The following is a 23,087-nucleotide window of genomic DNA, read 5'->3' as shown; positions in this document are numbered from 1 at the left end:
AGACGAACACACAGGAGCGGCCATGAGCGCTGTGACCCCCGCAGGAGGCGACACCGCGGCGGCCCGTTCCTGGCCCGACGTGCTGAACGGACTGCTCGACGGCCGCGACCAGAGCGCCGACGACACGGCCTGGGCGATGGACCGCATCATGCGCGGCGAGGCGACCGACGCGCAGATCGCGGGCTTCGCCGTCGCGCTGCGCGCCAAGGGGGAGACCGTCGAGGAGATCTCCGGTCTCGTCCGCGCCATGTACGCGCACGCGCACGTCATCGACGTACCCGGACCGAGCGTCGACATCGTCGGCACCGGCGGCGACGGCGCCAAGACCGTCAACATCTCCACCATGTCCGCGATCGTCGTCGCCGGGACCGGCGCGAAGGTCGTCAAGCACGGCAACCGGGCGGCCTCCAGCGCGTCCGGCGCCTCCGACGTCCTGGAGAAGCTCGGCGTCAATCTGGAGCTGACGCCGCAGCGGGTGCGCGAGGTCGCCGACGAGGCCGGGATCACCTTCTGCTTCGCGGTGAAGTTCCACCCGGCGCTGCGCCACGTGGCCCCCGCGCGGCGCGAGCTCGGCATCCGCACCACGTTCAACTTCCTCGGCCCGCTGACCAACCCGGCGAAGGTCCGGGCCCAGGCCACCGGTGTCGCGGACGCGCGGATGGCGCCGATCCTCGCGGGCGTGCTCGCCGAGCGCGGCTCCTCCGCGCTCGTCTTCCGCGGCGACGACGGCCTGGACGAGCTGACCACCACGGCCGCCTCCCGGGTGTGGGTGGTGCGCGACGGCGGCGTCCGCGAGGAGGCCTTCGACCCGCGCGACGTCGGTGTCGACCTGGTGCCCGTCGAGGCCCTCCGGGGCGCCGACGCCTCCTACAACGCGGAGGTCGCACGGCGGCTCCTGGACGGCGAGACCGGTCCCGTGCGGGACGCGGTGCTGCTGAACGCCGCGGCGGCGCTCGTCGCCCTGGAGCCGGGCGAGGGCCCGCTCGCGGAGCAGATCCACGCGGGGATGGCCAAGGCGGCCGACGCCATCGATTCCGGCGCGGCGAAGGCGGCGCTGGCGCGCTGGGTAGCCGCCAGCAACGCCTGAGCCCCGCCCGTAAGGGGCGCGGGGAGCTGCGCGCTCAGCGCGCAGCTCCCCGCGCCCCTTCGGGGCACCTCAACCCAGCCCGGTTGACGGGGCCCGCCGGTCCGGATCGTGGACGGCGGTGTTGCGCTTGCAAGATCGTGTGGCAAGATGCTGCGCAGGTCATGAGTGACAGCGACTACGGCCCCGGCCCGCTGTCCGGCAACCCTCCGTCCGTGGCGGGGTGCCCCGGGTGAAGACCAGGCGGTGAACAGCAAGGTTCACCGCAAGCGCGGACCCCTCGCGTCACCAGGGGTCCTGGTCGTCGAGGGAGCAGTCTCGTGAGCCAGCGAATGCGATAGGGCCGAAGGCCCCGTTCTCCGTACCCCCTTACTTCTTCTCCTGTGCCGTTGACCGGTCCCGTCGACCGTTGTCCGCACAGTGATCTCGCCTGCCTCTTACGGGAGTTCGCCATGTCTGCCTCCACCGCTGCCACCGCCACCGCCACCGCCGCCGCCGAGTCCGCCGACCCCTGCTGCGCCGAGCCGCTGCCCGTGCTCGGCCGCGACGTCACCGTGCCCCTCGTCACCGGCGGCGAGGTGACGTACGCGGCCCTCGACTACGCGGCGAGCGCCCCGGCGCTGCAGCGGGTGTGGGACGACGTGGCCGCGTACGCGCCGTACTACGGCAGCGTGCACCGCGGCGCCGGGTACCTGTCGCAGCTGTCGACCGACCTGTTCGAGAACTCCCGCAGGACGGTGGCCGAGTTCCTCGGCTGCCGGGAGGGCGACCAGGTGGTCTTCACCCGGTCCACGACGGACTCGCTGAACCTGCTCGCCGCCGCCCTGCCCGCCGACTGCCAGGTCTTCGTCTTCGAGACCGAGCACCACGCCTCGCTCCTGCCGTGGCGCGACGCGCGCGTCACGTATCTGAACGCCCCCCGTACGCCCGGCGAGGCGGTGCGCACCCTGGAGCGCGCGCTCGCCGACCGGGACCCCTACGGGCCCGCCCTGGTGTGCGTGACCGGTGCCTCGAACGTCACCGGTGAGCTGTGGCCGGTGCGCGAGCTGGCCGCCGCCGCGCACGCCCACGGCGCCCGCATCGTCCTCGACGCCGCGCAGCTCGCGCCCCACCACCCCGTGGACATCGCCGAGTTGGACGTCGACTGGATCGCCTTCTCCGGGCACAAGCTGTACGCGCCCTTCGGCTCCGGGGTGCTCGCCGGGCGGGCCGACTGGCTGGGCGAGGCCGAGCCCTACCTCGCCGGCGGCGGTGCCTCGCGCACGGTGACGCGGCGCGCCGACGGGGGAGTGGACGTCGAGTGGCACGACACGGCCGCCCGGCACGAGGCGGGCTCGCCGAACGTCATCGGCGCCTACTCCATCGCCGCCGCCTGCAAGGCCCTGACCGAGGCCGGGTTCGACTCCCTGGTCGCGCGGGAGCGGCAGCTCATCCAGAAGGTGCGCGAGGGGCTCGCCGAGGTGCCCGAGGTGCGGGTGCTCTCGCTGTTCGGCGACGACGCGCCCCGCGTCGGGGTCATCTCCTTCGTGGTCGACGGCTGGAACAGCTCGCACTTCGCGGCCGCGCTGTCCGCCGAGTACGGCATCGGCGTGCGCGACGGACTCTTCTGCGCGCACCCGCTGGTGCGCACGCTCCTCGGCAGCGCCCCGGACGAGCCCGGCGAGTGCGGCGCCCCGGAGGCCGCCCCCGGCGAGCGGTCGTTGAACGCGATCCGTGTGAGCTTCGGCGCGGGCACCCCGGACGAGCACGTCGAGCGGTTCGTACGGGCCGTCAAGGAGCTGGTCAGCGACGGCGCGCGGTGGAGCTACCGCACCGAGGACGGGCGCTGCGTGCCCGACACCGGCGCCGACACGGCGGCCACCGCGGCCTGACCCGGCAGGCGCGAGCCGAGCAGGATCATCCGCAGGGCCCGTTCGGTGGCGTCGGTGAGGAACTCCCCGCCCCGGCCGAGCGCCTCGGTGAGCGTGACGGGGGCGGGCAGGATCGCGCTGTAGGCGTCCACGCCCGCCGCCCGCACCAGGTGCGCCCCGTCGCCGATGGTGCCCGCGAGGGCGAGCACCGGGCGGCCGAACCGCTTGGCGCGGCGGGCCACTTCGGCCGGGACCTTGCCGCGCGGCGTCTGCCGGTCGAGGGCGCCCTCGGCGGTGACGACCAGGTCGGCGCGGGCCAGGCGGGCGTCCAGGTCGAGGTGGTCGAGGAGCACGTCGAAGCGCGGCAGGAGCCGGGCGCCGAGCGCGGCGAGGCCCGCGCCGAGGCCGCCGGACGCACCGGTGCCGGGGCCGTGGAACAGATCGGCGCCGACGTCGAGATCGCGGGTGAGGACGTACGCCCAGCGCTCCAGGCCCGCGGCGAGCTCCTCGACCTGGGCCGGGGTCGCGCCCTTCTGCGGGCCGAAGACGCGGGCCACGCCCTGCTCGCCGCACAGGACGTTGTGCTGGTTGCAGGCGACGAGCAGCTCGGCCTCGGCGAGGCGCGGGTCGGCGGCGGAGGCGTCGACGCGGTGCAGGCGCGGCAGCTCCCGGCCGCCCTGCGGCAGTTCCCAGCCGTCGGCGTCCAGGAGCCGCACGCCGAGGGCCTGCAGCGCGCCCGCGCCGCCGTCCGAGGTGCCCGAGTCGCCGCAGCCCACCAGGATGCGGCGGGCGCCCGTGTCGAGCGCGGCGCGGATCAGCTCGCCCACGCCGTACGTCGTGGTGGCGCCGGGGTCGCGCAGCTCGCGCGGCACCAGGCGCAGGCCCGCCGCGGCCGCCATCTCCACCACGGCGGTGCCCGAGTCGAGGAGCGCGAAGTGGGTGCCGATGCGCTCGCCGAGCGGGCCGGTGGCGGGCAGCGCGACGAGCCGCCCGCCCGCGGCCGCGGCGAGCGCCTGGGCGGTGCCCTCGCCGCCGTCCACGAGCGGGATCAGGTCGACCTCGGCGGCGGGCAGGACGCGCCGGACGCCCTGTGCGATGGCCTCGGCGGCGGACTGGGCGGACAGGGACTCCTTGAAGCCGCTGGGGGCGATGGCGACACGGCGGAGCGAGGACGGCGCGGGGGGCGTGTGCGGCACGGGACGTACTCCTTGAGGGCGGGGCGGGGCGGGGCGGGGCTCAGCGGCTGACGGGCACGCCGAGCAGCGGCCACACCGCGAGGGCGAACAGCAGGACGAGGGCGGCCGTGAGCGGGGCCAGGACGGCGGAGAGGCGCAGCAGGTCGCGCGGGGTGTAGGTGGGGGTGCCTGGGACCTCGGCGAAGAGGGTGACCGGCTTCGCGGAGGCGGGCAGGGTGTGGCAGAAGCCCGCGGCGGCCGTGGACGCGAGGGCCGCGGCGACCGGGTTCACGCCCGCGCCGAGGGCGGCGGCCACGACCAGCGGGACGAGGACCGACGAGCGGGCCGAGCGGGACTGCAGGACCAGGTGGGCCGCCGTGCTGACCGCGACGACGACGGCGAGGAAGAGCCAGGGCGGCACGTCGACGGGAAGCCCCGTCACGAGTCACGTCGCCGCGCCCGAGTCGGCGAGCGCCACGCCCATCGCCATCGTCGCGGCCATGAAGAGCAGCAGCGACCACGGCACGGTCTTCAGGGCGTCCTTGAGGCGGACGGTGCCGAGCGCGGGCGAGGCCGCCACGACCGCGCCGATCAGCGCGACCACCGCGGGCGGGACCCGGTGCAGCGGCTCGCTGCACCACAGCGCGACCACCGTGGCGAGCAGCAGCGCGCAGCGCGTCTCCGCGGGATCCCAGGGCCCGGTCACCGGGCGGTCGCTGTGCGCCTGGATGTCCTCGGCGGTGATCGCGACCGGGCCCGCGCGGTCCGCGCGGCGCGTGGTCGTCAGGAGCACGGCCTCGGCGGCGAGGTGGGACGAGACGACCGCGAGCGGCAGGCCGAGCAGCAGCCACTTCGTGAAGCCGATCTCCTGCCCGGTGCTCTCCCACAGGACGGACACCGTGATCAGATGCGCTCCGGCCCCGATCAGGGTCGCGACCGCGGACAGCAGGATGACGGTCGGGAAGAGCAGCGCCAGCATCACGACCAGGCGCCCGCGGTCGGCGAGGACCTTGGAGAGGGCCAGGAAGACGGGCAGCGCGAGCGCGGCCCGGCCGGAGGTGGCGGGCACCGCGAACGCCGTGACCACGAGTGCGGCGGTCGTCAGATGGGTCAGCTGCCGCACGCTGCGCGCCCCGCTGACCAGGAACGCCGCCGCACGCCCCGCGAGCCCGCTGCGCGCCACGGCGGCGGCGAGCACGAACGCGCAGATCAGCAGCCACACGGTGGCGTCCCCGAGGGTGCCGAAGAGGGTGTCGCTGCTGATCACGCCGGTGGCGGTGAGGGCGAGCCCCGCGCCGAGCGCGATGTACGTGTCGTCGATGGGCGTGCCGATCCAGGCGCAGGTGGCGAGCGCGAACACGGCGAGCGTGAGCCGGGCGTCGCCGCTCAGCCCCGCGAAGGTGCCGGGGACGGCGAGGAGCGCGCACAGGCTCAGGGCCAGGCACAGGAGGATCAGTTGCCGCGGTGTCGCTGTCACGCGTCCAGCGTCGCGGGGCGCGGTGAGCCCTCAATGAGCCGCACATGAAGGAAACTTCACCGAGCGCGCCCCCGCCACCGGCACGGGCGCGCGGGTGCTACCGCCCCGGCGGCACGGCTCGGGCGGCACGGCTCAGGCGGGCAGCCGGTACCCCATCCCGCGCACCGTCTCCAGGCGTTCCGCGCCCAGCTTCTTGCGCAGCGCCCGTACGTAGACGTCCACGATGTTGGAGCCGGGGTCGAAGTCGTAGCCCCACACGTGGGACAGGATCTGTTCGCGGGCGAGCACCTGCCCCGGGTGCCTCAGGAACAGCTCCAGGAGCACGAACTCACGGGCCGTCAGATCCACCGTCCGCTCCCCGGAGCGGGCCCTGCGGGTGCGCAGGTCGAGGGAGAGCGTGCCCGACCTGAGGACCGTCACCTCCGGCGCGCGCGCCGCCGTGCGCAGCCTGAGGCGCACCCGGGCGAGGAGTTCCTCGAAGCGGAACGGCTTGGTCATCCAGTCGTCGGCGCCGCCCTCCAGACCGGCCACCGTGTCCCGCACGGAGTCCCGGGCGGTGAGCACGATCACCGGCACCGTCACCCGGGCCTCGCGCAGTTCGCGCAGGACGGTGAAGCCGTCGCGGCCGGGCAGCCCGATGTCCAGGACGACCAGGTCGAAGCCGCCGGTGAGGGCGTACTCGTAGGCCGCGTCGCCGTCGCCGACCACGGTGGTGGTGAAGCCGTTGGCGCGCAGGCCCTTCTCGACGAAGGAGGCGATGCGTTCCTCGTCCTCGACGATGAGGATGCGGTTCACGTGCGTACCTCTTCCAGGGGGCGTACGAGGTCCAGGGTGAGGGTGAAGGTGGCGCCGCCGCCCTCGGTGGCGCCGAGGCCGACCCGGCCGCCGTGGGCCTCGGCGATCGCCCGGACGATGGCCAGGCCGAGGCCCGCGCCGCTGGTGCGGGCGCCGCGCCGGGACGTGCCGCGCCGGAAGCGCTCGAAGATGACGTCGGCGTCCTGGGCCTGGACGCCGGGGCCGCTGTCGGCCACGTACAGTTCGATGCGCGGGCCCGCGACGCGGGAGCCCACGCGGATGCGTTCGCCGCGCGTGGTGTGCTGCACGGCGTTCTGCGCGAGCTGCACCATGGCCTGGGTGATGCGCTGCGGGTCGAGGACGGCCTCGCGGTCGGCGACCTCGGCCAGCTCCCAGTGGCGCTCGCCGAGCGTGCGGGCCTTGACGAAGACGTCGGCGGTGAGCTCGGCGAGCCGCACCGGCTCCGGGGTGATGAAGTCCGGGCGCTCGGCCTTGGCGAGCAGCAGCAGGTCCTCGACGATGCGGCTCATCCGGTCCAGTTCGTCGGTGACCAGGCGCACGGTCTCCTCGCGCTCGGCCGGATCGTCGCCCATGAGCTCCAGATGGCCGCGGACGATGGTGATCGGGGTGCGCAGCTCGTGCCCGGCGTCGTCGACGAACTCGCGCTGCGCGGCGAAGGCCCGCTCCAGGCGGTCCAGCATGCCGTTGAACGTCTCGGCGAGCGCGGCGACGTCGTCGCGCCCGCGCACCGGGATGCGCCGGGTCAGGTCCTGCTCGGTCAGCTGGGCGGCGGCGGTGCGCACCAGACGGACCGGCTTGAGGATGCGCCCGGCCACGACCCAGCCGATGCCGGTCGTGAGCAGCAGCGCGACGCCGGAGATGGCGAGGAGGATGCGGAACACGTCGTCCGCCCTGGCCTGTTCGCCGCCCGGGTGGAAGGCGACGACGAAGGCGGCCTCCGGCTCGCCGCCGTGCGGGGCCACCTCGACCTTGGCCCAGCGCAGCTCGCCGGACGGCCGGTCGAGGGTGCCGGTGGAGCCCTGCGCGGCGAAGATCTGGCGACGGGCCGCGGGGTCGCGGTGCAGCGGGTGCGCGACGGACAGCTCACGGGCCTGGGTGAGCTGGGCGGGGCCCTGGCCGGGGCGGTGGACGAGCCCGATCAGCTCCTCGCCCGGGTCGGCGTACTGCCGCTCCAGGAAGACTTCGAGGAGGCGGCGCGGGTCGGTGAAGCCCGCGCCGGTCTCCGGGTCGACGCCCCCGTCCACGAAGTGCGTGAACTCCCCGGTCTCCTGGGTGAGCAGCCGGTTCACGCGGTGGTCGACGTCGCGCAGCAGGATCGAGCGGGTGGTCGCGGCGACGGCGGCGAACGCGACCGCCATCACCACGAGCAGCCACAGCAGGATGCGGACGCGCGCCGAGATGCGCCGGCGCACGGCCCCGCGGGAGTCGCCTCCCTGGGAGCCCTGGGAGCCCTGGGAGCCCTGGGAGTCGGGGGATCCGGGGGAGCCGGGCGGCTCATGGGTGTCGCGGGGGTCACGCGGGTCGGGGGAGGCACGCGGGTCAGCCGTCGTCGCCCGGCCCGTCGTCGTCGGTGTCGTCGGCATCGTCGCCCGGCCGCCCGGGTCCGCCGGATCCGGAGCCCCGGTCGTCGTCATCGTCATCCGTGTCCCCTGTGGCCCCCGCGCCGCCCTTGCCGTTCCCGCTCTCCTCGGAGCTCTCGCTGACCGGAGGCCGGTCGACGACCTGGTCGCCGGGGGTGGGCTGCGGCCCGGTGGGCGTGCCCGACGGGGAGCCGCTCTCCAGCTCCACCTTGGGCGGGACCTTCGGCTCGGCGGGGGAGTCCGTCAGGGCGTAGCTGGTCGCGGCGATGCCGAGGGGGATCGCCACGACGGCCGCGAGCGCCGCCATGCGGTGGGAGAAGACCATGGCAGCGAGCGTGCGGGGCGTACCGCGTCATCTGGATGAGCCGGGGATGAAGAAACCCTCATCCGGCGCGGAAGCCCCCATCCGGCGCGGTCCGGCGCTAGGAGTCGAGGCCGATCGCGAACGCGGCCTCCAGGTCGTGCTGCGAGTACGTGCGGAAGGCGACGTGCGTGTCCGTCCCCTCGACGCCCGGGATCTTGCTGATCCGGCCGGGGATGACGTCGGCCAGGTCGTCGTGGCGGGCCACCCGGACCATGGCGATCAGGTCGTACGTGCCCGTCACCGAGAAGACCTCGCTGACGCAGTCGAGGGCGGCGATCGACTCGGCGATCTCCGGGATCCGGTCGACGCTGGTCTTGATGAGCACGATCGCGGTGATCACGGCTGGCTGTCTCCCTCGGTGGCCGGTCCTGAGGCTTTCACTCTAGTCCCCCGCCGACAGCACACCCAGGCGAGGACAAAACCGAGCGAAAACCCCACCAGGTGCGCCAGATAGGCCACACCGGGCCCCTGTCGCTGCTGCCCCGCCGCCACCCACTGCAGCGCCACCCAGAACGGCAGCACCACCCAGGCCGGGAACCGCAGCGGCAGGAAGAACAGGAACGGGAAGAGGCTGGTGACGCGCGCCTTCGGGAAGAGATGGAGAAAGGCGCCGAGCACGGCGGAGATCGCCCCGGACGCACCGACGAGGGTCTGCCCGGACCCCGCGTGCGCGACGGCGTAGCCGAACAGGGCGAGACAGCCGCAGCACACGGCGAAGAACGCGTACCGGAGGTGGCCCATGCGTTCCTCGACCATCACGCCGAACACGTACAGGAACAGCATGTTGCCCAGGAGGTGCAGCCAGCTGCCGTGCACGAAGAGGGCCGTCAGGGGGGTGAGAGCGGCACGGGGCTTGCCGCTGAGGAGTTCGACGGGTACCACCCCCCAGCGTTCGAAGTAGGCCTGCTGGGCGGCGATGAGCCGGTCGCCCGTGCCGTACGAGGGGTTGAGTCCGGACAGCGGGGACAGGACGAAGACGACGCAGCAGACGGCGATCAGCGCGCACGTCACCGGGGCGGTCGGGCGCCTGAGCGCGCGGACCGTCGCCACGCCCCACGTGTTGATCATGCACAGAGCATGGCGTAAGCGAGCCAAACGGTACAGACCGCCTCGCCCGGGTCGTGGGGGGTACAGGACGGGCAGCCTCCGCAGGTGCGCGCGGTGGTCCTTACGCAGGCCTTAGGGTTACGGGAAATACGCATCACGGCCTCCTGAAGGAAAGCGAACGTCACGATGACGGTTCCCCTGCCGACCGACACCACCCGATGGCGCTGCACGCTCTGCGGCAACCTCACGCGGTTCGATGTGACCCGCTCCTCGAAGGTCGTCGAATATGTGCACCTCGACCTGGCCGGAGAGCCGAACGTCGAGGAACGCGAGGTGGTCAGTGAGACCATCGAGTCGGTCCGCTGCCGCTGGTGCAACGCGGTGGACCAGGTGGAACTCGTGGACAGGCCCGGGGCCGGCTCCTGAAGGGAGCGGGCCCCGCACAGCTAGTGGGGTGACCGATGGTGGAGAGCGCGGGCGGAACGCCGGAGGACGGCGCCGCCGAGGTGCTCGACCGTCCGCTGCCCGACGGCGTGCGGCGGGCGGTCGTACAGATCGTGTCGGACGGCTTCGGCGGCCTCACGGTGGGAGAACTGCCGCCGCAGCTGCGGCAGTACGCGCGCTTCACGCCCACCCGGCGCGTGAAGTTCGCGGGCAACGCCATGGCCGCGGCCCTGGAGGGCGACCCGGTGTTCCGCCAGCGCATCGGCGAACGCCTCCGCGAGGCCCAGCCCGAGCTGACCGCGGCCCTGGACGCGGGCACGCCCCCGCCCGCCGCCGACCCGCTGGACGTGGCGGCCGCCGCCTATGTGCTGCGCCCCACCGGCTGGGTGAAGCTCGTCACCGCCGCGGGCGAGGAGGCCCAGCGGGCGGACGCCGAGCGCGCCGACGAGGAGACCCGGGCCGAGCTGGAGCGGCTGCGCGCGGAACTCGCCGCCGCCCGCGCCCACACCAAGGCCGAGACCGAGCGGCTGCGCGCGGAGCTGGACGCGGCGAAGAAGGAAGCCGAATCGATGCACCGCAAGCTGCGCGGGGCACTCAGCGACGTCAAGCGCGGCGAGGCGGCCCTGCGCAAGGTCACCGCCGACGCCGAGGCCGCGCGTGCCGAGGGGCAGACGCAGCTTTCGGCCAGTGACAGCGAGACCCGGCGCCTGAAGGCCCGCCTCAGCGAGGCGGAGGCGGCCCTTGAGGCCACCCGCAGGGCCGCGCGCGAGGGCCGCAGCGTCGAGGACATGCGGGTGCGCCTGCTGCTCGACACCGTGCTCGACGCGGCCCAGGGGCTGCGCCGCGAACTCGCGCTGCCGCCGGTGTCGGTGCGCCCCGCCGAGACCGTGGACGCCGTCGAGCCCGGCCGCATGACGCCCAAGGACATCGCGGCCCGCGCCCTGTCCGAGAACGACCCGGCGATCCTGGACCAGTTGCTCGCGCTGCCCCAGGCGCATCTGGTCGTCGACGGCTACAACGTCACCAAGACCGGCTATCCCACGATGCCCCTGGACAAGCAGCGGCTGCGCCTGCTCGGCTCGCTCTCGCAGCTCGCGCTGCAGACCGGGGCCGAGGTCACCTGCGTCTTCGACGGCGCCGAGCTGGCCGCGCCGGTGCTGCTCGCGCCGCCGCGCGGGGTACGGGTGCTCTTCTCGAAGCCGGGTGTCACGGCCGACGAGCTGATCCGTCAGCTCGTGCGCGCCGAGCCGCCGGGGCGGCCGGTGATCGTCGCCTCGACCGACCGCGAGGTGGCCGACGGCATCGCCAAGGCCGGGGCGCGGCCGGTGGCGTCCGTGGTGCTCCTGAAGCGGCTTACGCGCGGCTAGCCGGGATCCGTAACTCACGTTCCCTATGCCTGAATTGGACCGTTGCCGCATGCGACGGAGCGTCAACTGACCGCTACGGTCCGTCGATCAACTGTAAAGAAAACGCTCGTTGACCGAATTTTTCGCGGTCAGGATTTGATCTGATCACAACGGGGTCACTAGGGTCGCGGCCAGACCTCCGCTCTGTTGATCACTCATCGAAGGAGCCGCCTTCGTGGCTTCCCACCGTCGTCTCAAGCAGCCGGGCCGCGCCCGCGTGACCGTGCTCACCGCGACCGCCGCGGCGGCCGTGGCGCTCACCTCGCAGGCGGCCAACGCCGCACCGAGCGAGAAGCCGAGCAAGGACGAGGTGAAGTCCAAGGTCGACAAGCTCTACGAAGAGGCGGAGAAGGCGTCCGAGAAGTTCAACGGCGCCAAGGAGAAGCAGCAGAAGCTGGAGAAGCAGGTCGACCGCCTCCAGGACAAGGTCGCCCGCGGCCAGGACGACCTCAACGACCTGCGCGGCGGCCTCGGTTCGCTCGCCAGCGCGCAGTACCGCTCCGGCGGCATCGACCCCTCCCTGCAGCTGTTCCTCTCCGCCGACCCGGACAGCTACCTGGACAAGGCCTCCGCGCTCGACCAGCTGAGCACCAAGCAGGCCGAGGCGCTCAAGAAGATCCAGGCGAAGCAGCGCACCCTCGCGCAGCAGCGCAAGGAGGCCTCCGACAAGCTCGCCGACCTCGCCACCACGCGCGAGGAGCTCGGCAAGAAGAAGCGCGAGGTCCAGGGCAAGCTCGGCGAGGCGCAGCGCCTGCTCAACACGCTGTCCGCCAAGGAGCGCGCCGCCCTCAAGGCCAAGGAGGACCGCGCGAGCCGCGACGCCGAGCGCAAGGCCTCGGACACGGCCGACGCACCCAAGACCAAGGCGCCCCAGGGCGGCGTCAAGGGTTCGAGCCGCACGATGGCCGCGTACGCCGCCGCGCAGAGCAAGATCGGCTCGCCGTACGTCTACGGCGCCAGCGGCCCCAGCTCCTTCGACTGCTCCGGCCTCACCTCCTGGGCCTACGCCCAGGCCGACGTCTCCATACCCCGGACCTCGCAGGCCCAGGCCAGCTTCGGCACCCGCATCGCGTCGCAGAGCGACCTCAAGGTCGGTGACCTGGTCATCTTCTACGGCGACCTGCACCACGTCGGCTTCTACGCGGGCAACGGCCAGGTGCTGCACGCCCCGCGCACCGGCGCCGTGGTGCGCTACGAGTCGATCAACAACATGCCGTTCCAGTTCGGCGTCCGCATCTGACCCCGACGGCCGTAGCGGCACCGCCCAATCGGGCGAATTCCGCCACCTTCCAGTGACCCCGCGCCCCGCCGATGACCTGCGTCTGAGGCGGGGCGTCACCGTGCGTAGGCACCGGAGGTCGTTGGTCGCGACCTGATCACGCGGCTACTGTCGCGCGCGTTCCCCGACAACCGGGGTACGGCTCCCGCGTCCGCGGGGGTCCGTCCAGCGGAAGGGAGAGCGGCTACCCGTGGGGTCCCATCGCCGTCCCGCAGTCACCGGCCTCGACCGGAGCGCACGCGCCGCCACCGTCACCGTGCTGTCCGCCGCCACCGCGGCCGCGGCCTTCGCGGTGCCCGCGAGCGCCGCCCCCGCCGACCCGCCGGCCGCGACAAAGGCCAAGGTCGACCGGCTCTACGAGCAGGCCGAGCAGGCGACGGAGGCGTTCAACAAGGCCGACGAGCGCGCGGACACGCTGCGCCGCCAGGTCGAGCGGTCCAAGGACAAGGTCGCCCGCGGCCAGGAGCGCATCAACGAGATGCGCGGCACGCTCGGCACGCTCGCCGAGGCCCAGTACCGCTCGGGCGGCATCGACCCCTCGCTCGCCCTCATGCTCTCCTCCGACCCGGACGCCTATCTGGACAAGGCCTCGGCCCTGGACCGCCTCAGCGCCCGCCAGACCGGCCACCTCACCAAGCTCCAGCGCGCCCAGCGCGCCCTCGCCCAGGAGCGCACCGAGGCGGGGCGCAAACTGGCCGAACTGGAGAAGAGCCGCACGACCGTGGCCCGCCACAAGCGCACCGTCGAGGAGAAACTGGCCAAGGCGCGGCGGCTGCTCAACTCCCTCTCGGCGACGCAGCGCGAGGCGTACGACAGGTCCTCGCGCTCGACGGACGGCGGCTCGTCGCGGCCCGACCTCGCGAGCGCCGGGGCACCGGCGTCCTCGCGCGCGGCCGCCGCCATCGCCGCGGCCCGCTCGGCGGTCGGCAAGCCCTACGTGTGGGGCGCCAACGGCCCCTCCGGCTTCGACTGTTCGGGCCTCACCCAGTGGTCGTACGCGCAGGCCGGCGTCGGCCTGCCGCGCACCTCGCAGGCGCAGCGCTACGCCGGGACGCAGGTCCCGCTCTCCCAGGCGCAACCCGGTGACCTGGTCACCTACCGCGACGACGCCAGCCACGTCGGGATGTACGTGGGCAACGGCCAGGTCGTGCACGCGCCCTACCCGGGCGCCGCGGTGCGCTACGACCCGGTGGGGATGATGCCGGTGTCGTCCGTGACCCGGGTCTGAGTGACGCGATTGCGCGGGTGACCCGCCGTCCGCCGGGGGCCGCGCGCCCCGCCCCCGTACGATCGACAACGTGGCTGGTCGACGGCGTGGACGTGGAGTGCGGGCGGCGGGAGTCGGTCTCGCGGTGCTCGCCCCCCTCGCGTTCGCGGGCTGCGGCGGCCCCGAGCCCGCGGACACCGTGCCCGACGGGGTGCGGGAGCTCCTGGAGCGGCGCGCGGCGGCGGTGCTCGACCGCGACGAGCGGGCCTACCGGGCCACGGGCGGCCCGGTCACCACGTTCGACAACGTCCGTGAGCTGCCGCTGAGGTCGTGGTCGTACCGCCTCAAGGACTTCGACCGCGACGGGGCGCGCGCCACCGTCACCGCCGAGCTGCGCTACCGCGTCGCGGGCTACGACCGGGCGCCGCTCGGCGTCGACCGCACGCTGGTCCTGCGCGAGCGCGACGGCCGCTGGTCCGTGGGCTCCGAGCGGCCCGCGCGCAAGGCCGCCGAGCAGCTCTGGGACCAGGGCCGCGTGGAGTCCGTGCGCGGCACCCACAGCCTGGTCCTCGGCGTCGGCAGGGAGCGCGCGGACCTCAGGCGGTACGCGCGGCTCGCCGACGACGCGGTGCCCGACGTGAGCGCCGCCTGGCCGCGCCCGTGGGCGGGCCGGGTCGTGGTGCTCGTCCCCAGGTCCCTGAACGGCATGGCCGACCTGCTGGGCGCGCCCGCCTCCGGCTACCAGGGCATCGCCGCGGTCACCACGGGCGAGGCGGGCGGCTCGGGCCGGGCGCCCGCGGACCGGATCATCATCAACCCCGACGCGTACGGAGTCCTCGGCGACCTCGGTAAACAGGTCGTCCTCACGCACGAGGCCACGCACGTCGCCACCCGCGCCGACACCTCACGGGCCACCCCGCTGTGGCTCTCCGAGGGCTTCGCGGACTGGGTCGGCTACCGGGGCACGGGCCGCGCGCCCGAGCAGGCCGCCCCCGAGCTGCGCCGCGCGGTCGTGGACGGCTCGCTGCCCGCGGTCCTGCCCGAGGACGCCGACTTCGGCTTCAGCGGCGACGCGAACCGCCTCTCCCGGGCGTACGAGGGGTCCTGGCTGGCCTGCCGGATGATCGTCGAGAAGTGGGGCGAGCGGAAGCTCGTGGAGTTCTACGCGGCCGTCGGCGCCCACGACGAGCGCGCGGGCGCGGTGGAGAAGGAGCTGCGGGACGTCCTGGGCGTCAGCACCGAGGACTTCACCGCGCGCTGGCGGGACTACCTGCGGCGGCAGCTGGGCTGAGCGCGGGGGCGGCCTTGACGACCGTCTGCCGCCACAGCGTCCGGCAGGCGAGGAACGCCGCCGCCACGAGCAGGCCGTTGCGCACGACGAGCAGCGTCACGCCGAGCGCGTCGCTCGCCACCACGTGCGCGAACCACACGGGGAACTCCAGGAACGTCACGAGCGTGGCGAGCAGCACGAGCCGGGCGGGCACGGCCATCCGGCTGTCCCGGTACGCCAGGCACACCGCCGCGACCCCCACCAGCCACACCAGGTACTGCGGGCTGATCACCCGGCTCGTCGTGGTGAAGAGCAGCACCGCCGCGAAGGCCGCGTCCGCCGGGGTGGTCACCGACCAGGCGCGGGCCCGCGCCCGCCACAGCAGCAGCCAGCCGAGGGCCGCCACCGACAGGACCTGCGCGCCCGTGCTCACCACGGGTACGTAGGGGCCGAGGAACTCCACCGAGCCGTAGTTGAGCTGCACGGTGCCCTGCCAGCCCAGGTGGCGCGCGACGTGGAAGACGAGCGCGCCGAGGGACTCCACCTCCGTGCCCCGGTCGCGCTGGAAGGCCAGGAACGCGAAGGCGCCCGGCATCGCCACCACGGACACCAGCGCGACCGCGGCCGCCGTGGCCGCCGCCGCGCCCCAGGAGCGCCGCGTCGCGGCTCCGCGCGGGGCGCCCACGAGCAGCAGCACCGGCCACACCTTCACCAGCGCGCCGAGCCCGGCGACGGCTCCCGCCGCGCGGGCCCGGCGCGCGCCCGCCAGCAGGGCGGCGACCGCGAGCGCCGTCACCATCAGGTCGTACCGGGCGTAGGCGGTCGGGCCGAGCAGCGCCACGCCCGCCGTCCACACCCACACGCCGCGCGGCGTGCGGCCCGGCCGTCCGCCCGCGTGCGCCAGCAGGCCCGTCACCACCGCGTCCGCCGCGAACGACAGGAGGAAGAACGCGGCGGGATAGCTGAGGAACGGCAGCAGCCCGGGACCGAGCACCGCGAGCGCCGCGGCGGGCGGGTACTGCCAGGTGACGTCGTCGAGCGGGAACGTGCCGGTGCGCAGGACGTCGTACCAGCCCTGGTAGATGAACGTGACGTCGCTGGTGACGTCGGGGCCCGGCGTCACGATCACCCGGAAGACGCACAGCAGGAGCACGGCCCTGGTCAGGATCCAGACGGCCAGGAGCCCCAGCTCGTGGACACCGGTCCGCGGTGCGGGTGCGGGTGCGGGTGCGGGTGCGGGTGCCGGGTCCGCGAGCGTGCTCGCACCCGTGCTCGTCTCCGTGTCCTGCCCCGCGGCCGTGCTCGTGCTCGTGCCCGCCATGCGCACCTCGCCCGTTTTCCAGTACTTCATTCCTATTCGTCGGTCATGATGCCCGGACCGGGGGCGGGGTCGTGTGAGGCGGGGCCGTGCGACGCGCGGGGGCGCCCGGCCGGTACTGTCAGCCGCGATGCACAAGACCCTGATCGTCACGAACGACTTCCCGCCCAGGCCCGGTGGCATCCAGGCGTTCCTGCACAACATGGCGCTGCGGCTCGACCCGGCCGAGCTAGTCGTCTACGCCTCCACCTGGAAGCGCGGCCGCGAGGGCGCCGAGGCCACCGCCGCCTTCGACGCCGAGCAGCCCTTCACGGTCGTCCGCGACCGGACGACGATGCTGCTGCCCACGCCCCGCGTCACGCAGCGCGCCGTCTCGCTGCTGCGCGAACACGGCTGTACGTCGGTGTGGTTCGGCGCGGCGGCACCGCTCGGCCTGATGGCGCCCGCCCTGCGCAAGGCGGGGGCCCGGCGCCTGGTCGCGACCACGCACGGGCACGAGGCGGGCTGGGCCCGGCTGCCCGCGTCCCGTCAGCTCCTGCGCCGCATCGGCGAGTCCACGGACACCCTCACCTACCTGGGCGAGTACACGCGCTCGCGCATCGCCGCCGCGCTGACGCCCGCCGCGGCCGCGCGCATGGTCCAACTGCCGCCCGGCGTCGACGAGAAGACCTTCCACCCCGGCTCGGGCGGCGCCGCGGTGCGGGCGCGCCTCGGCCTCACCGACCGCCCCGTCGTGGTCTGCGTGTCCCGGCTCGTCCCCCGCAAGGGGCAGGACACCCTGATCCTCGCCATGCCCCGGATCCTCGCCGCCGAGCCCGACGCGGTGCTGCTGATCGTGGGCGGCGGGCCGTACGAGAAGGAGCTGCGCAAGCTCGCCGCCGAGACGCGGGTCGCGGACTCCGTGGTGTTCACCGGGGCCGTGCCGTGGGCCGAGCTGCCCGCGCACTACGGCGCCGGGGACGTCTTCGCCATGCCCTGCCGTACCCGCCGCGGCGGGCTCGACGTCGAGGGCCTCGGCATCGTCTATCTGGAGGCCTCCGCCACGGGCCTGCCGGTCGTCGCCGGGGACTCCGGCGGGGCACCGGACGCCGTCCTCGACGGGGAGACCGGCTGGGTCGTCAGGGGCGGGTCCCCCGAGGCCGCGGCCGAGCGGATCCTGCCCCTGCTCGGCGACGCGGAGCTGCGCCGGCGGATGGGGGAGCGGGGCCGCGCCTGGGTCGAGGAGCGCTGGCGCTGGGACCTCCTGGCGGAGCGGCTGCGGGACCTGCTGTAGCCCTGGCTTCGCCTTGATCGGCCTGCGGCCTCGTCCTCAAACGCCGGACGGGCTGGATGGTCACGGCCCGAGCCGGAGACGTTCAGCCCGTCCGGCGCTTGAGGACGAGGCGCGAAGCGCCGATGAACCCGCGCGGGCTACCCCCGGTACAGCGCCTCGATCTCGTCGGCGTAGTCCTTCGCCACCACGTTGCGCTTCAGCTTCAGGGACGGCGTGAGGTGCCCGGAGTCCTCCGTGAACTGCGCGGACAGGACCCGGAACTTGCGCACCGACTCCGCCTTGGAGACCGCCGCGTTGCCGTCGTCCACGGCCCGCTGGACCGCGGCGAGCAGCTCGGGATCCTCCCGCAGCGAGGCCGCCGTGGCCCCGGCGGGCTTCCCGTTCTCCTGGGCCCACCGGCCGAGGAACTCCTCGTCGAGCGTGACGAGCGCGGCCACGAACGGCCGCCCGTCCCCGACGACCATGCACTCGGCGACGAGCGCGTGCGCGCGGATGCGGTCCTCGATGACGGCGGGCGCGACGTTCTTGCCGCCCGCCGTCACGATGATCTCCTTCTTGCGGCCGGTGATCCGCAGATACCCGTCCTCGTCGAGCGTGCCGATGTCCCCGGTGTGGAACCACCCGTCCGCGAGGGCCTCCTCGGTGGCACCCTCGTTGTTCCAGTACTCCTTGAACAGGTGCTCGCCGTGCAGCAGCACCTCGCCGTCGTCGGCGATGCGGACGACCGAGCCGGGCAGCGGCTGCCCGACCGTACCGATCTTCTGCCGGTCCCAGGGGTTGAAGGCGGTGGCCGCGCAGGACTCGGTGAGGCCGTAGCCCTCCAGAACGGTGAAGCCGATGCCGCGGAAGAAGTGGCCGAGGCGCTCGCCGAGCGGGGCGCCGCCGGAGATGGCGTACTCGCCGCGCCCGCCGAGGACGGCCCGCAGCTTGCTGAAGACGAGCTTGTCGAAGAGCTTGTGCTTCAGCCGCAGGCCGAGCGAGGGGCCGCCCGGGGCGTCGAGCGCGCGGCTGTAGGCGATCGCCGTGTCCGCGGCCTTGTCGAAGATCTTGAGCTTGCCGTCGGCCTGGGCCTTGGCGCGCGCCCCGTTGTAGACCTTCTCGAAGACGCGCGGCACCCCGAGGATCAACGTCGGCCGGAACGCGGCCAGTTCGTCCGTGAGGTGCTTGATGTCGGGGGCGTGGCCCAGCTTGATGGGGGCCATCAGCGCGGCGACCTCCACCAGACGGCCGAAGACGTGCGCGACGGGCAGGAACAGGAGCACCGAACACTCGCCCGTGCGGAACAGCGGGTTGAGCCGCTCCACCACGTTGCCGCACTCCGCGAAGAAGCTGCGGTGGGTGAGGACGCAGCCCTTGGGGCGGCCCGTGGTGCCCGAGGTGTAGACGATGGTCGCCGGGTCGTCGGCGCCCGCGACCGCGCTGCGCTCGTCCACGGCCGCGTCGGAGACCTCCGCGCCCGTCCGGTTCAGCTCCGCCACGGCGTCCCGGTCGATCTGCCACACGTGCGCCAGGGCCGGGAGCCGGTCGCGCACCGACTCCACGGCCGCCGCGTGCGCGTCCGACTCGACGACGCAGGCCACGGCGCCCGAGTCGCCGAGGATCCACTGGATCTGCTCGGCCGAGCTGGTCTCGTACACCGGCACGGTGACCGCGCCCGCGCTCCAGATCGCGAAGTCGAACAGCGTCCACTCGTAGCGCGTACGGGACATCAGACCCACCCGGTCGCCCGGCCCGACGCCCGCCGCGATCAGCCCTTTGGCGGCGGCCCGCACCTCGGCGAGGAAGGCCGTCGCCGAGACGTCCTCCCAACGTCCGTTCACCTTGCGGCCGATGACGGCGACATCCGGATGCTGCGCGGCGTTGCGGCGGACGATGTCGGTCAGATTGCCGTCCGCGGGGACCTCGTACAGGGCCGGAAGGCTGAACTCGCGCAAGACTGCTGCTCCTACATAGGGCGCCGACGCCACGACGTTGTGCGATGCGACGGTGCGGTCCAAGGTCGGGCAGGCGCTCAGCCGAAGGGGGGCTTACGGGGGGTTCGTCGAGGTGCCGAGCGCTACTGGACTGCCCGGACGTTACCCACCGGTATGGCTGGTTCGGTAGGGGGGCCGGGCCAGATGTTCCGTGCGTCACACGACGTTGTGGTCTGAACCGCACAGTACGCCACGCACTTCCTGACTCGGAAGTAACCGCAGGTCCCCCGCCGCGCCCGGCCCCCTCACCCCGCCCTGTCCCGCCCCGCACCGGGCGGCTTAGGGTGACCGGCATGCCAGGTTTCCGGGTCCATGTGGTCAGTGACGTGCACGGCAACGCCAAGGATCTGGCCCGCGCGGGCGACGGCGCCGACGCCGTGGTCTGCCTGGGCGATCTCGTGCTCTTCCTCGACTACGCGGATCACGCGCGCGGCATCTTCCCCGACCTGTTCGGCAAGGAGAACGCCACCCGCCTGGTCGAGCTGCGCACCGCGCGCCGCTTCGAGGAGGCCCGCGTGTTCGGCGCGTCCCTGTGGGCGGGCATCGACCGGGGCCCCGCCGTGGAGAGCGCCGTCCGCAAGCAGTACGCGGAACTCTTCGCGGCCTTTCCCGCCCCGACGTACGCCACGTACGGCAATGTCGACATCCCGCGTCTCTGGCCTGAATACGCCGGGCCCGGCACCACCGTCCTCGACGGCGAGCGGGTGGAGATCGGCGGCCGCGTCTTCGGCTTCGTCGGCGGCGGCCTGCGCACCCCCATGCGCACCCCGTACGAGATCAGCGACGAGGAGTACGCCGCCAAGATCGAGGCCGTCGGCGAGGTGGACGTGCTCTGCACGCACATCCCGCCGGAGGTCCCCGAGCTCGTCTACGACACCGTGGCCCGCCGCTTCGAGCGCGGCAGCCGCGCCCTGCTCGCCGCCATCCGCAGGACCCGGCCGCGCTACTCCCTCTTCGGCCACGTCCACCAGCCGCTCGTCCGGAGGATGCGGATCGGGTCGACGGAGTGCGTGAACGTCGGACACTTCGCGAGTGCCGGACGGCCCTGGGCCCTGGAGTGGTGACCAGCGCGCGCGGCGCCCGGGGTAGCCTTCACGCGGCAGACACACCACCCCGTACCGGACCGCATCTGGAGGAGCCACGGCGATGGCGGAACACACCAGCTCGAGCATCACGATCGAGGCGGCACCGGCCGACGTCATGGGCGTGATCGCCGACTTCGCCCGCTATCCGGAATGGACCGGAGAGGTCAAGCAGGCCGAGGTCCTGGCGACGGACGGCGCGGGCCGCGCCGAGCAGGTCCGCCTCGTCATGGACGCGGGCGCGATCAAGGACGACCAGACGCTCGCCTACACCTGGACCGGCGAGCACGAGGTCTCCTGGACCCTCGTCAAGTCCCAGATGCTGCGCTCCCTGGAGGGCTCCTACCTCCTCAAGGCCGCGGGCACCGGCACCGAGGTGACCTACCGGCTCACCGTCGACGTCAAGATCCCCATGCTCGGGATGATCAAGCGCAAGGCGGAGAAGGTCATCATCGACCGCGCCCTGGCGGGCCTGAAGCAGCGCGTGGAGACGAAGTAGTCCGGCTCTGCTGGTCCCGGCCGCGGGCCATCGTCCCGCGGGACGGGACGGGTGGGCACAGCCCAGGCGCCGAGCAACCGGACAGTTAGGCCCCGTACAGACCCATGCGCACCCTCCTCATCACCGGCCCCGGCGGCGCCGGGCGGACCACCCTGGCGGCGGCCACCGCCCTCGCCGCCGCCCGCGCGGGCACCCGCACCCTGGTGCTCTCCGCCGACCCCCAGGACACCCTCGGCACGGCCCTGGGCACCCCCACGGGCCCCCGCCCCCGGGCCGTCACCGACGGCCTGACGGCGCTGCGGCCCGCCCCGGACGACTCCTTCCGCGACGACCTGCTCGCCCTCCAGGACCACGCGGGCGCCGCCCTCGACCTGCTCGGCGCCGACCGGCTCGACGGCGAGGAGCTGACCCCGCTGCCGGGAGCCGAGGAGCTGGCCCTGCTGCGCGCCCTGCGCGACGCCGCCCGGGGGGCGCACGGCCCGTACGACACCCTCGTCGTCGACCTGCCCGCCGCGCCCCGCGCCCTCGCGCTGCTCGCCCTGCCCGAACAGCTGCGCCGCTATCTGCGCCGCCTCCTTCCCCCGGAGCGGCAGGCGGCCCGCGCGCTGCGCCCCGTCCTCGGCCGGCTCGCGGGCGTCCCCGTGCCCGCCGCGTCCCTGTACGAGAACGCGGCCCGCTGGGACGACCGGCTCGCCGCCGCGCGGAGCCTGCTCGACGCCCCGGGCACCAGCGTGCGCCTGGTCGTCGAACCGGGCCCCGCCGCCGTCGACGCCGTGGCCCGCACCGCGCTCGGCCTCGCCCTGCACGGCCTGCGCCTGGACGGCCTCGTCGCCAACCGCGTGCTGCCCGACGGCGGCGACAGCCCCTGGCTCGCCGCGCTCCGCGCCCAGCAGCACAAGGCCCTGGCGGAGTGGGACGCCGCCCGGGCGGAGTGGGGCGCCGCCCACCCCACGCACCGCGTTCCGCACCTCGGCCAGGACCCGCGCGGCCTCGACGACCTCACCGCGCTGGGTCCGGCGGCCCCGGGCCCCGCGCCCGCGCCCCTGGACTGGCCCGTCACCGACGCGCTCGCCGAGGAGTCCCTGCTGATCTGGACCGTCCCGCTGCCCGGCGCCGTCCGCGACGACCTCGGCCTGGTGCGGCGCGGCGACGAACTGGTGCTGACCGCGGGCCCGTTCCGCCGGATCGTTTCGCTGCCCTCCGCGCTGCGCCGCTGCACCGTCAGCGGAGCGGGCCTGCGCGACGGCTGCCTGCGCGTCCGCTTCACCCCCGACCCGGACCTGTGGCCCCGGACCCGGTGAACGCCTTACCGCCATTCGGGTAACGTCGAGAGTACGAAATCGTCGGCCCTGCGCAGGAGTCAGCCCGCCATGAGCGATGCCACTGAGCGTGACGCGCACGACGCGTCCGAGCCGGAGCGCCCGCGGGACGCCGCCCCCGAGGGCCCCGAGCCCCGCGAGGACGCCGCCGCGGCCCCGGACGACGACGCCTGGGCGACCGCGTGCGCCGAGGACCTCGCGGCGGAGAAGGCCCGCCGCCGCGCGCGGTACGGCCCGCCGCCCGGCTCCGCGGCCGAAGAGCTGCGCAAGCTCGTCGACGCCGTCTCGGAGAAGCTCTCCGGCCTCCAGGCGCCGCTGCTCGGCGCGGTCGCCCAGGGCGCCGTGCAGGAGACGGTGCAGCAGGTCGTCCGCCAGGCCAAGGCCGCCGTCGAGCCCGTCATCGAGCGCAACCCCGACGTCTTCGACCACCTGGCCGCCGCGGGCTCCGAGCTGCTCGCCGCCTACCGCAGCGCGGTCACGGCCCAGGAGGGCCGCTGGACCCGCGACGAGGCGGGCCGCCCGGCCGCCCCGGACGGATCCGGGCGTCCCGAAGACGGTCCCGGACCCGGCGAACACATCGATCTGGACTGACCCCCCTCCGGTACGGTGGGCCGTAGCGGGGCT

At 74.1% G+C, this 23,087-nt stretch carries 20 protein-coding genes, 1 pseudogene and 1 riboswitch; of the genes and pseudogenes, 12 read left to right on the top strand and 9 right to left on the bottom strand.

The annotated features are described in order from the left end of the window. Positions 1-22 precede the first annotated feature (22 nt). Positions 23-1,087, top strand: coding sequence for an anthranilate phosphoribosyltransferase (gene trpD / locus C9F11_RS12120; protein ID WP_138959290.1), 1,065 nt, complete (start codon positions 23-25; stop codon positions 1,085-1,087). Positions 1,088-1,244: 157 nt separating this feature from the next. Then, positions 1,245-1,362: riboswitch (SAM riboswitch) on the top strand. A 174-nt stretch (positions 1,363-1,536) separates the two neighbouring features. Then, positions 1,537-2,955, top strand: a complete 1,419-nt coding sequence (locus C9F11_RS12115; RefSeq protein WP_138959289.1) for an aminotransferase class V-fold PLP-dependent enzyme — start codon at positions 1,537-1,539, stop codon at positions 2,953-2,955. On the opposite strand, the gene C9F11_RS12110 is transcribed toward C9F11_RS12115, so the two are convergent. From C9F11_RS12110 to C9F11_RS12080, 7 genes and pseudogenes are all read right to left on the bottom strand, one after another. Further along, a complete protein-coding gene (locus C9F11_RS12110; protein WP_138959288.1) occupies positions 2,889-4,130 on the bottom strand; it encodes a glycerate kinase in 1,242 nt (413 codons plus the stop codon). The two genes, C9F11_RS12115 and C9F11_RS12110, sit on opposite strands and share 67 nt — an antisense overlap. A gap of 40 nt (positions 4,131-4,170) precedes the next feature. Further along, positions 4,171-5,586, bottom strand: a pseudogene (locus C9F11_RS12105) (SLC13 family permease). Between the two features lie 132 nt (positions 5,587-5,718). After that, positions 5,719-6,381 carry a response regulator transcription factor gene (locus tag C9F11_RS12100; protein ID WP_138959287.1) on the bottom strand — a complete coding sequence of 221 codons (663 nt, stop codon included), beginning with the start codon at positions 6,379-6,381 and terminating at the stop codon, positions 5,719-5,721. Beyond that, positions 6,378-8,042 (bottom strand): HAMP domain-containing sensor histidine kinase, encoded by a 1,665-nt coding sequence (locus C9F11_RS12095; RefSeq protein WP_249401692.1) that lies wholly within the window; start codon positions 8,040-8,042, stop codon positions 6,378-6,380. Before C9F11_RS12095 ends, C9F11_RS12100 begins: the two co-directional genes overlap by 4 nt. Further along, positions 7,942-8,307, bottom strand: coding sequence for a small secreted hydrophilic protein (locus C9F11_RS12090; protein ID WP_138959286.1), 366 nt, complete (start codon positions 8,305-8,307; stop codon positions 7,942-7,944). The genes C9F11_RS12095 and C9F11_RS12090 overlap by 101 nt, the downstream gene beginning before the upstream one ends. Before the next feature lie 97 nt (positions 8,308-8,404). Further along, entirely contained in the window at positions 8,405-8,686 is a 282-nt protein-coding gene (locus C9F11_RS12085; protein ID WP_055550052.1) for an Lrp/AsnC ligand binding domain-containing protein, read from the bottom strand. Continuing rightward, positions 8,683-9,414 (bottom strand): rhomboid family intramembrane serine protease, encoded by a 732-nt coding sequence (locus C9F11_RS12080; RefSeq protein WP_138959285.1) that lies wholly within the window; start codon positions 9,412-9,414, stop codon positions 8,683-8,685. Before C9F11_RS12080 ends, C9F11_RS12085 begins: the two co-directional genes overlap by 4 nt. 165 nt (positions 9,415-9,579) lie before the next feature. Between C9F11_RS12080 and C9F11_RS12075 the strand changes: the two genes are divergently transcribed. From C9F11_RS12075 to C9F11_RS12055, 5 genes are all read left to right on the top strand, one after another. After that, positions 9,580-9,819: a hypothetical protein gene (locus C9F11_RS12075; RefSeq protein ID WP_138959284.1), complete on the top strand. Its 240-nt coding sequence runs from the start codon at positions 9,580-9,582 to the stop codon at positions 9,817-9,819. A gap of 35 nt (positions 9,820-9,854) precedes the next feature. Beyond that, the gene (locus C9F11_RS12070) at positions 9,855-11,204 is read left to right on the top strand and encodes an NYN domain-containing protein (RefSeq protein ID WP_138959283.1); all 1,350 of its coding nucleotides are present in this window, start codon (positions 9,855-9,857) and stop codon (positions 11,202-11,204) included. Between the two features lie 214 nt (positions 11,205-11,418). Next, a complete protein-coding gene (locus C9F11_RS12065) occupies positions 11,419-12,483 on the top strand; it encodes a C40 family peptidase (RefSeq protein WP_138959282.1) in 1,065 nt (354 codons plus the stop codon). Positions 12,484-12,712: 229 nt separating this feature from the next. After that, on the top strand, positions 12,713-13,750 hold the full coding sequence (locus tag C9F11_RS12060; protein WP_138959281.1) for a C40 family peptidase: 1,038 nt from the start codon (positions 12,713-12,715) through the stop codon (positions 13,748-13,750). Positions 13,751-13,820: 70 nt separating this feature from the next. Continuing rightward, positions 13,821-15,020: a hypothetical protein gene (locus C9F11_RS12055; protein ID WP_138959280.1), complete on the top strand. Its 1,200-nt coding sequence runs from the start codon at positions 13,821-13,823 to the stop codon at positions 15,018-15,020. Here C9F11_RS12055 and C9F11_RS12050 read toward each other — a convergent pair. Next, on the bottom strand, positions 14,977-16,350 hold the full coding sequence (locus tag C9F11_RS12050; RefSeq protein ID WP_249401691.1) for a glycosyltransferase 87 family protein: 1,374 nt from the start codon (positions 16,348-16,350) through the stop codon (positions 14,977-14,979). The genes C9F11_RS12055 and C9F11_RS12050 overlap by 44 nt on opposite strands. A gap of 97 nt (positions 16,351-16,447) precedes the next feature. On the opposite strand from C9F11_RS12050, the gene C9F11_RS12045 reads away from it, so the two are divergent. Continuing rightward, positions 16,448-17,590 carry a glycosyltransferase family 4 protein gene (locus C9F11_RS12045; protein WP_138959279.1) on the top strand — a complete coding sequence of 381 codons (1,143 nt, stop codon included), beginning with the start codon at positions 16,448-16,450 and terminating at the stop codon, positions 17,588-17,590. A 137-nt stretch (positions 17,591-17,727) separates the two neighbouring features. Here the strand turns inward: C9F11_RS12045 and C9F11_RS12040 are convergent, their stop codons facing one another. Beyond that, complete coding sequence (locus C9F11_RS12040) at positions 17,728-19,524, bottom strand: AMP-dependent synthetase/ligase (protein WP_138959278.1); 1,797 nt, start codon at positions 19,522-19,524, stop codon at positions 17,728-17,730. Between the two features lie 332 nt (positions 19,525-19,856). Here C9F11_RS12040 and C9F11_RS12035 point away from each other — a divergent pair, with 332 nt between their 5' ends. The 4 genes from C9F11_RS12035 to C9F11_RS12020 all read left to right on the top strand — a co-directional run bounded on the left by C9F11_RS12035 (position 19,857) and on the right by C9F11_RS12020 (position 23,054). Continuing rightward, positions 19,857-20,627 (top strand): metallophosphoesterase, encoded by a 771-nt coding sequence (locus C9F11_RS12035; protein ID WP_138959277.1) that lies wholly within the window; start codon positions 19,857-19,859, stop codon positions 20,625-20,627. A gap of 82 nt (positions 20,628-20,709) precedes the next feature. Then, entirely contained in the window at positions 20,710-21,144 is a 435-nt protein-coding gene (locus tag C9F11_RS12030) for an SRPBCC family protein (protein WP_138959276.1), read from the top strand. Positions 21,145-21,248: 104 nt separating this feature from the next. Continuing rightward, positions 21,249-22,445, top strand: coding sequence for an ArsA-related P-loop ATPase (locus tag C9F11_RS12025; RefSeq protein ID WP_138959275.1), 1,197 nt, complete (start codon positions 21,249-21,251; stop codon positions 22,443-22,445). Between the two features lie 69 nt (positions 22,446-22,514). Further along, a complete protein-coding gene (locus C9F11_RS12020) occupies positions 22,515-23,054 on the top strand; it encodes a DUF5304 domain-containing protein (protein WP_138959274.1) in 540 nt (179 codons plus the stop codon). The last annotated feature ends 33 nt before the right edge of the window (positions 23,055-23,087 follow it).

The sequence above is a fragment of the Streptomyces sp. YIM 121038 genome, from assembly GCF_006088715.1.
Taxonomy (GTDB): Bacteria; Actinomycetota; Actinomycetes; order Streptomycetales; family Streptomycetaceae; genus Streptomyces.
This window is presented reverse-complemented; position numbering and strand designations above follow the sequence as displayed.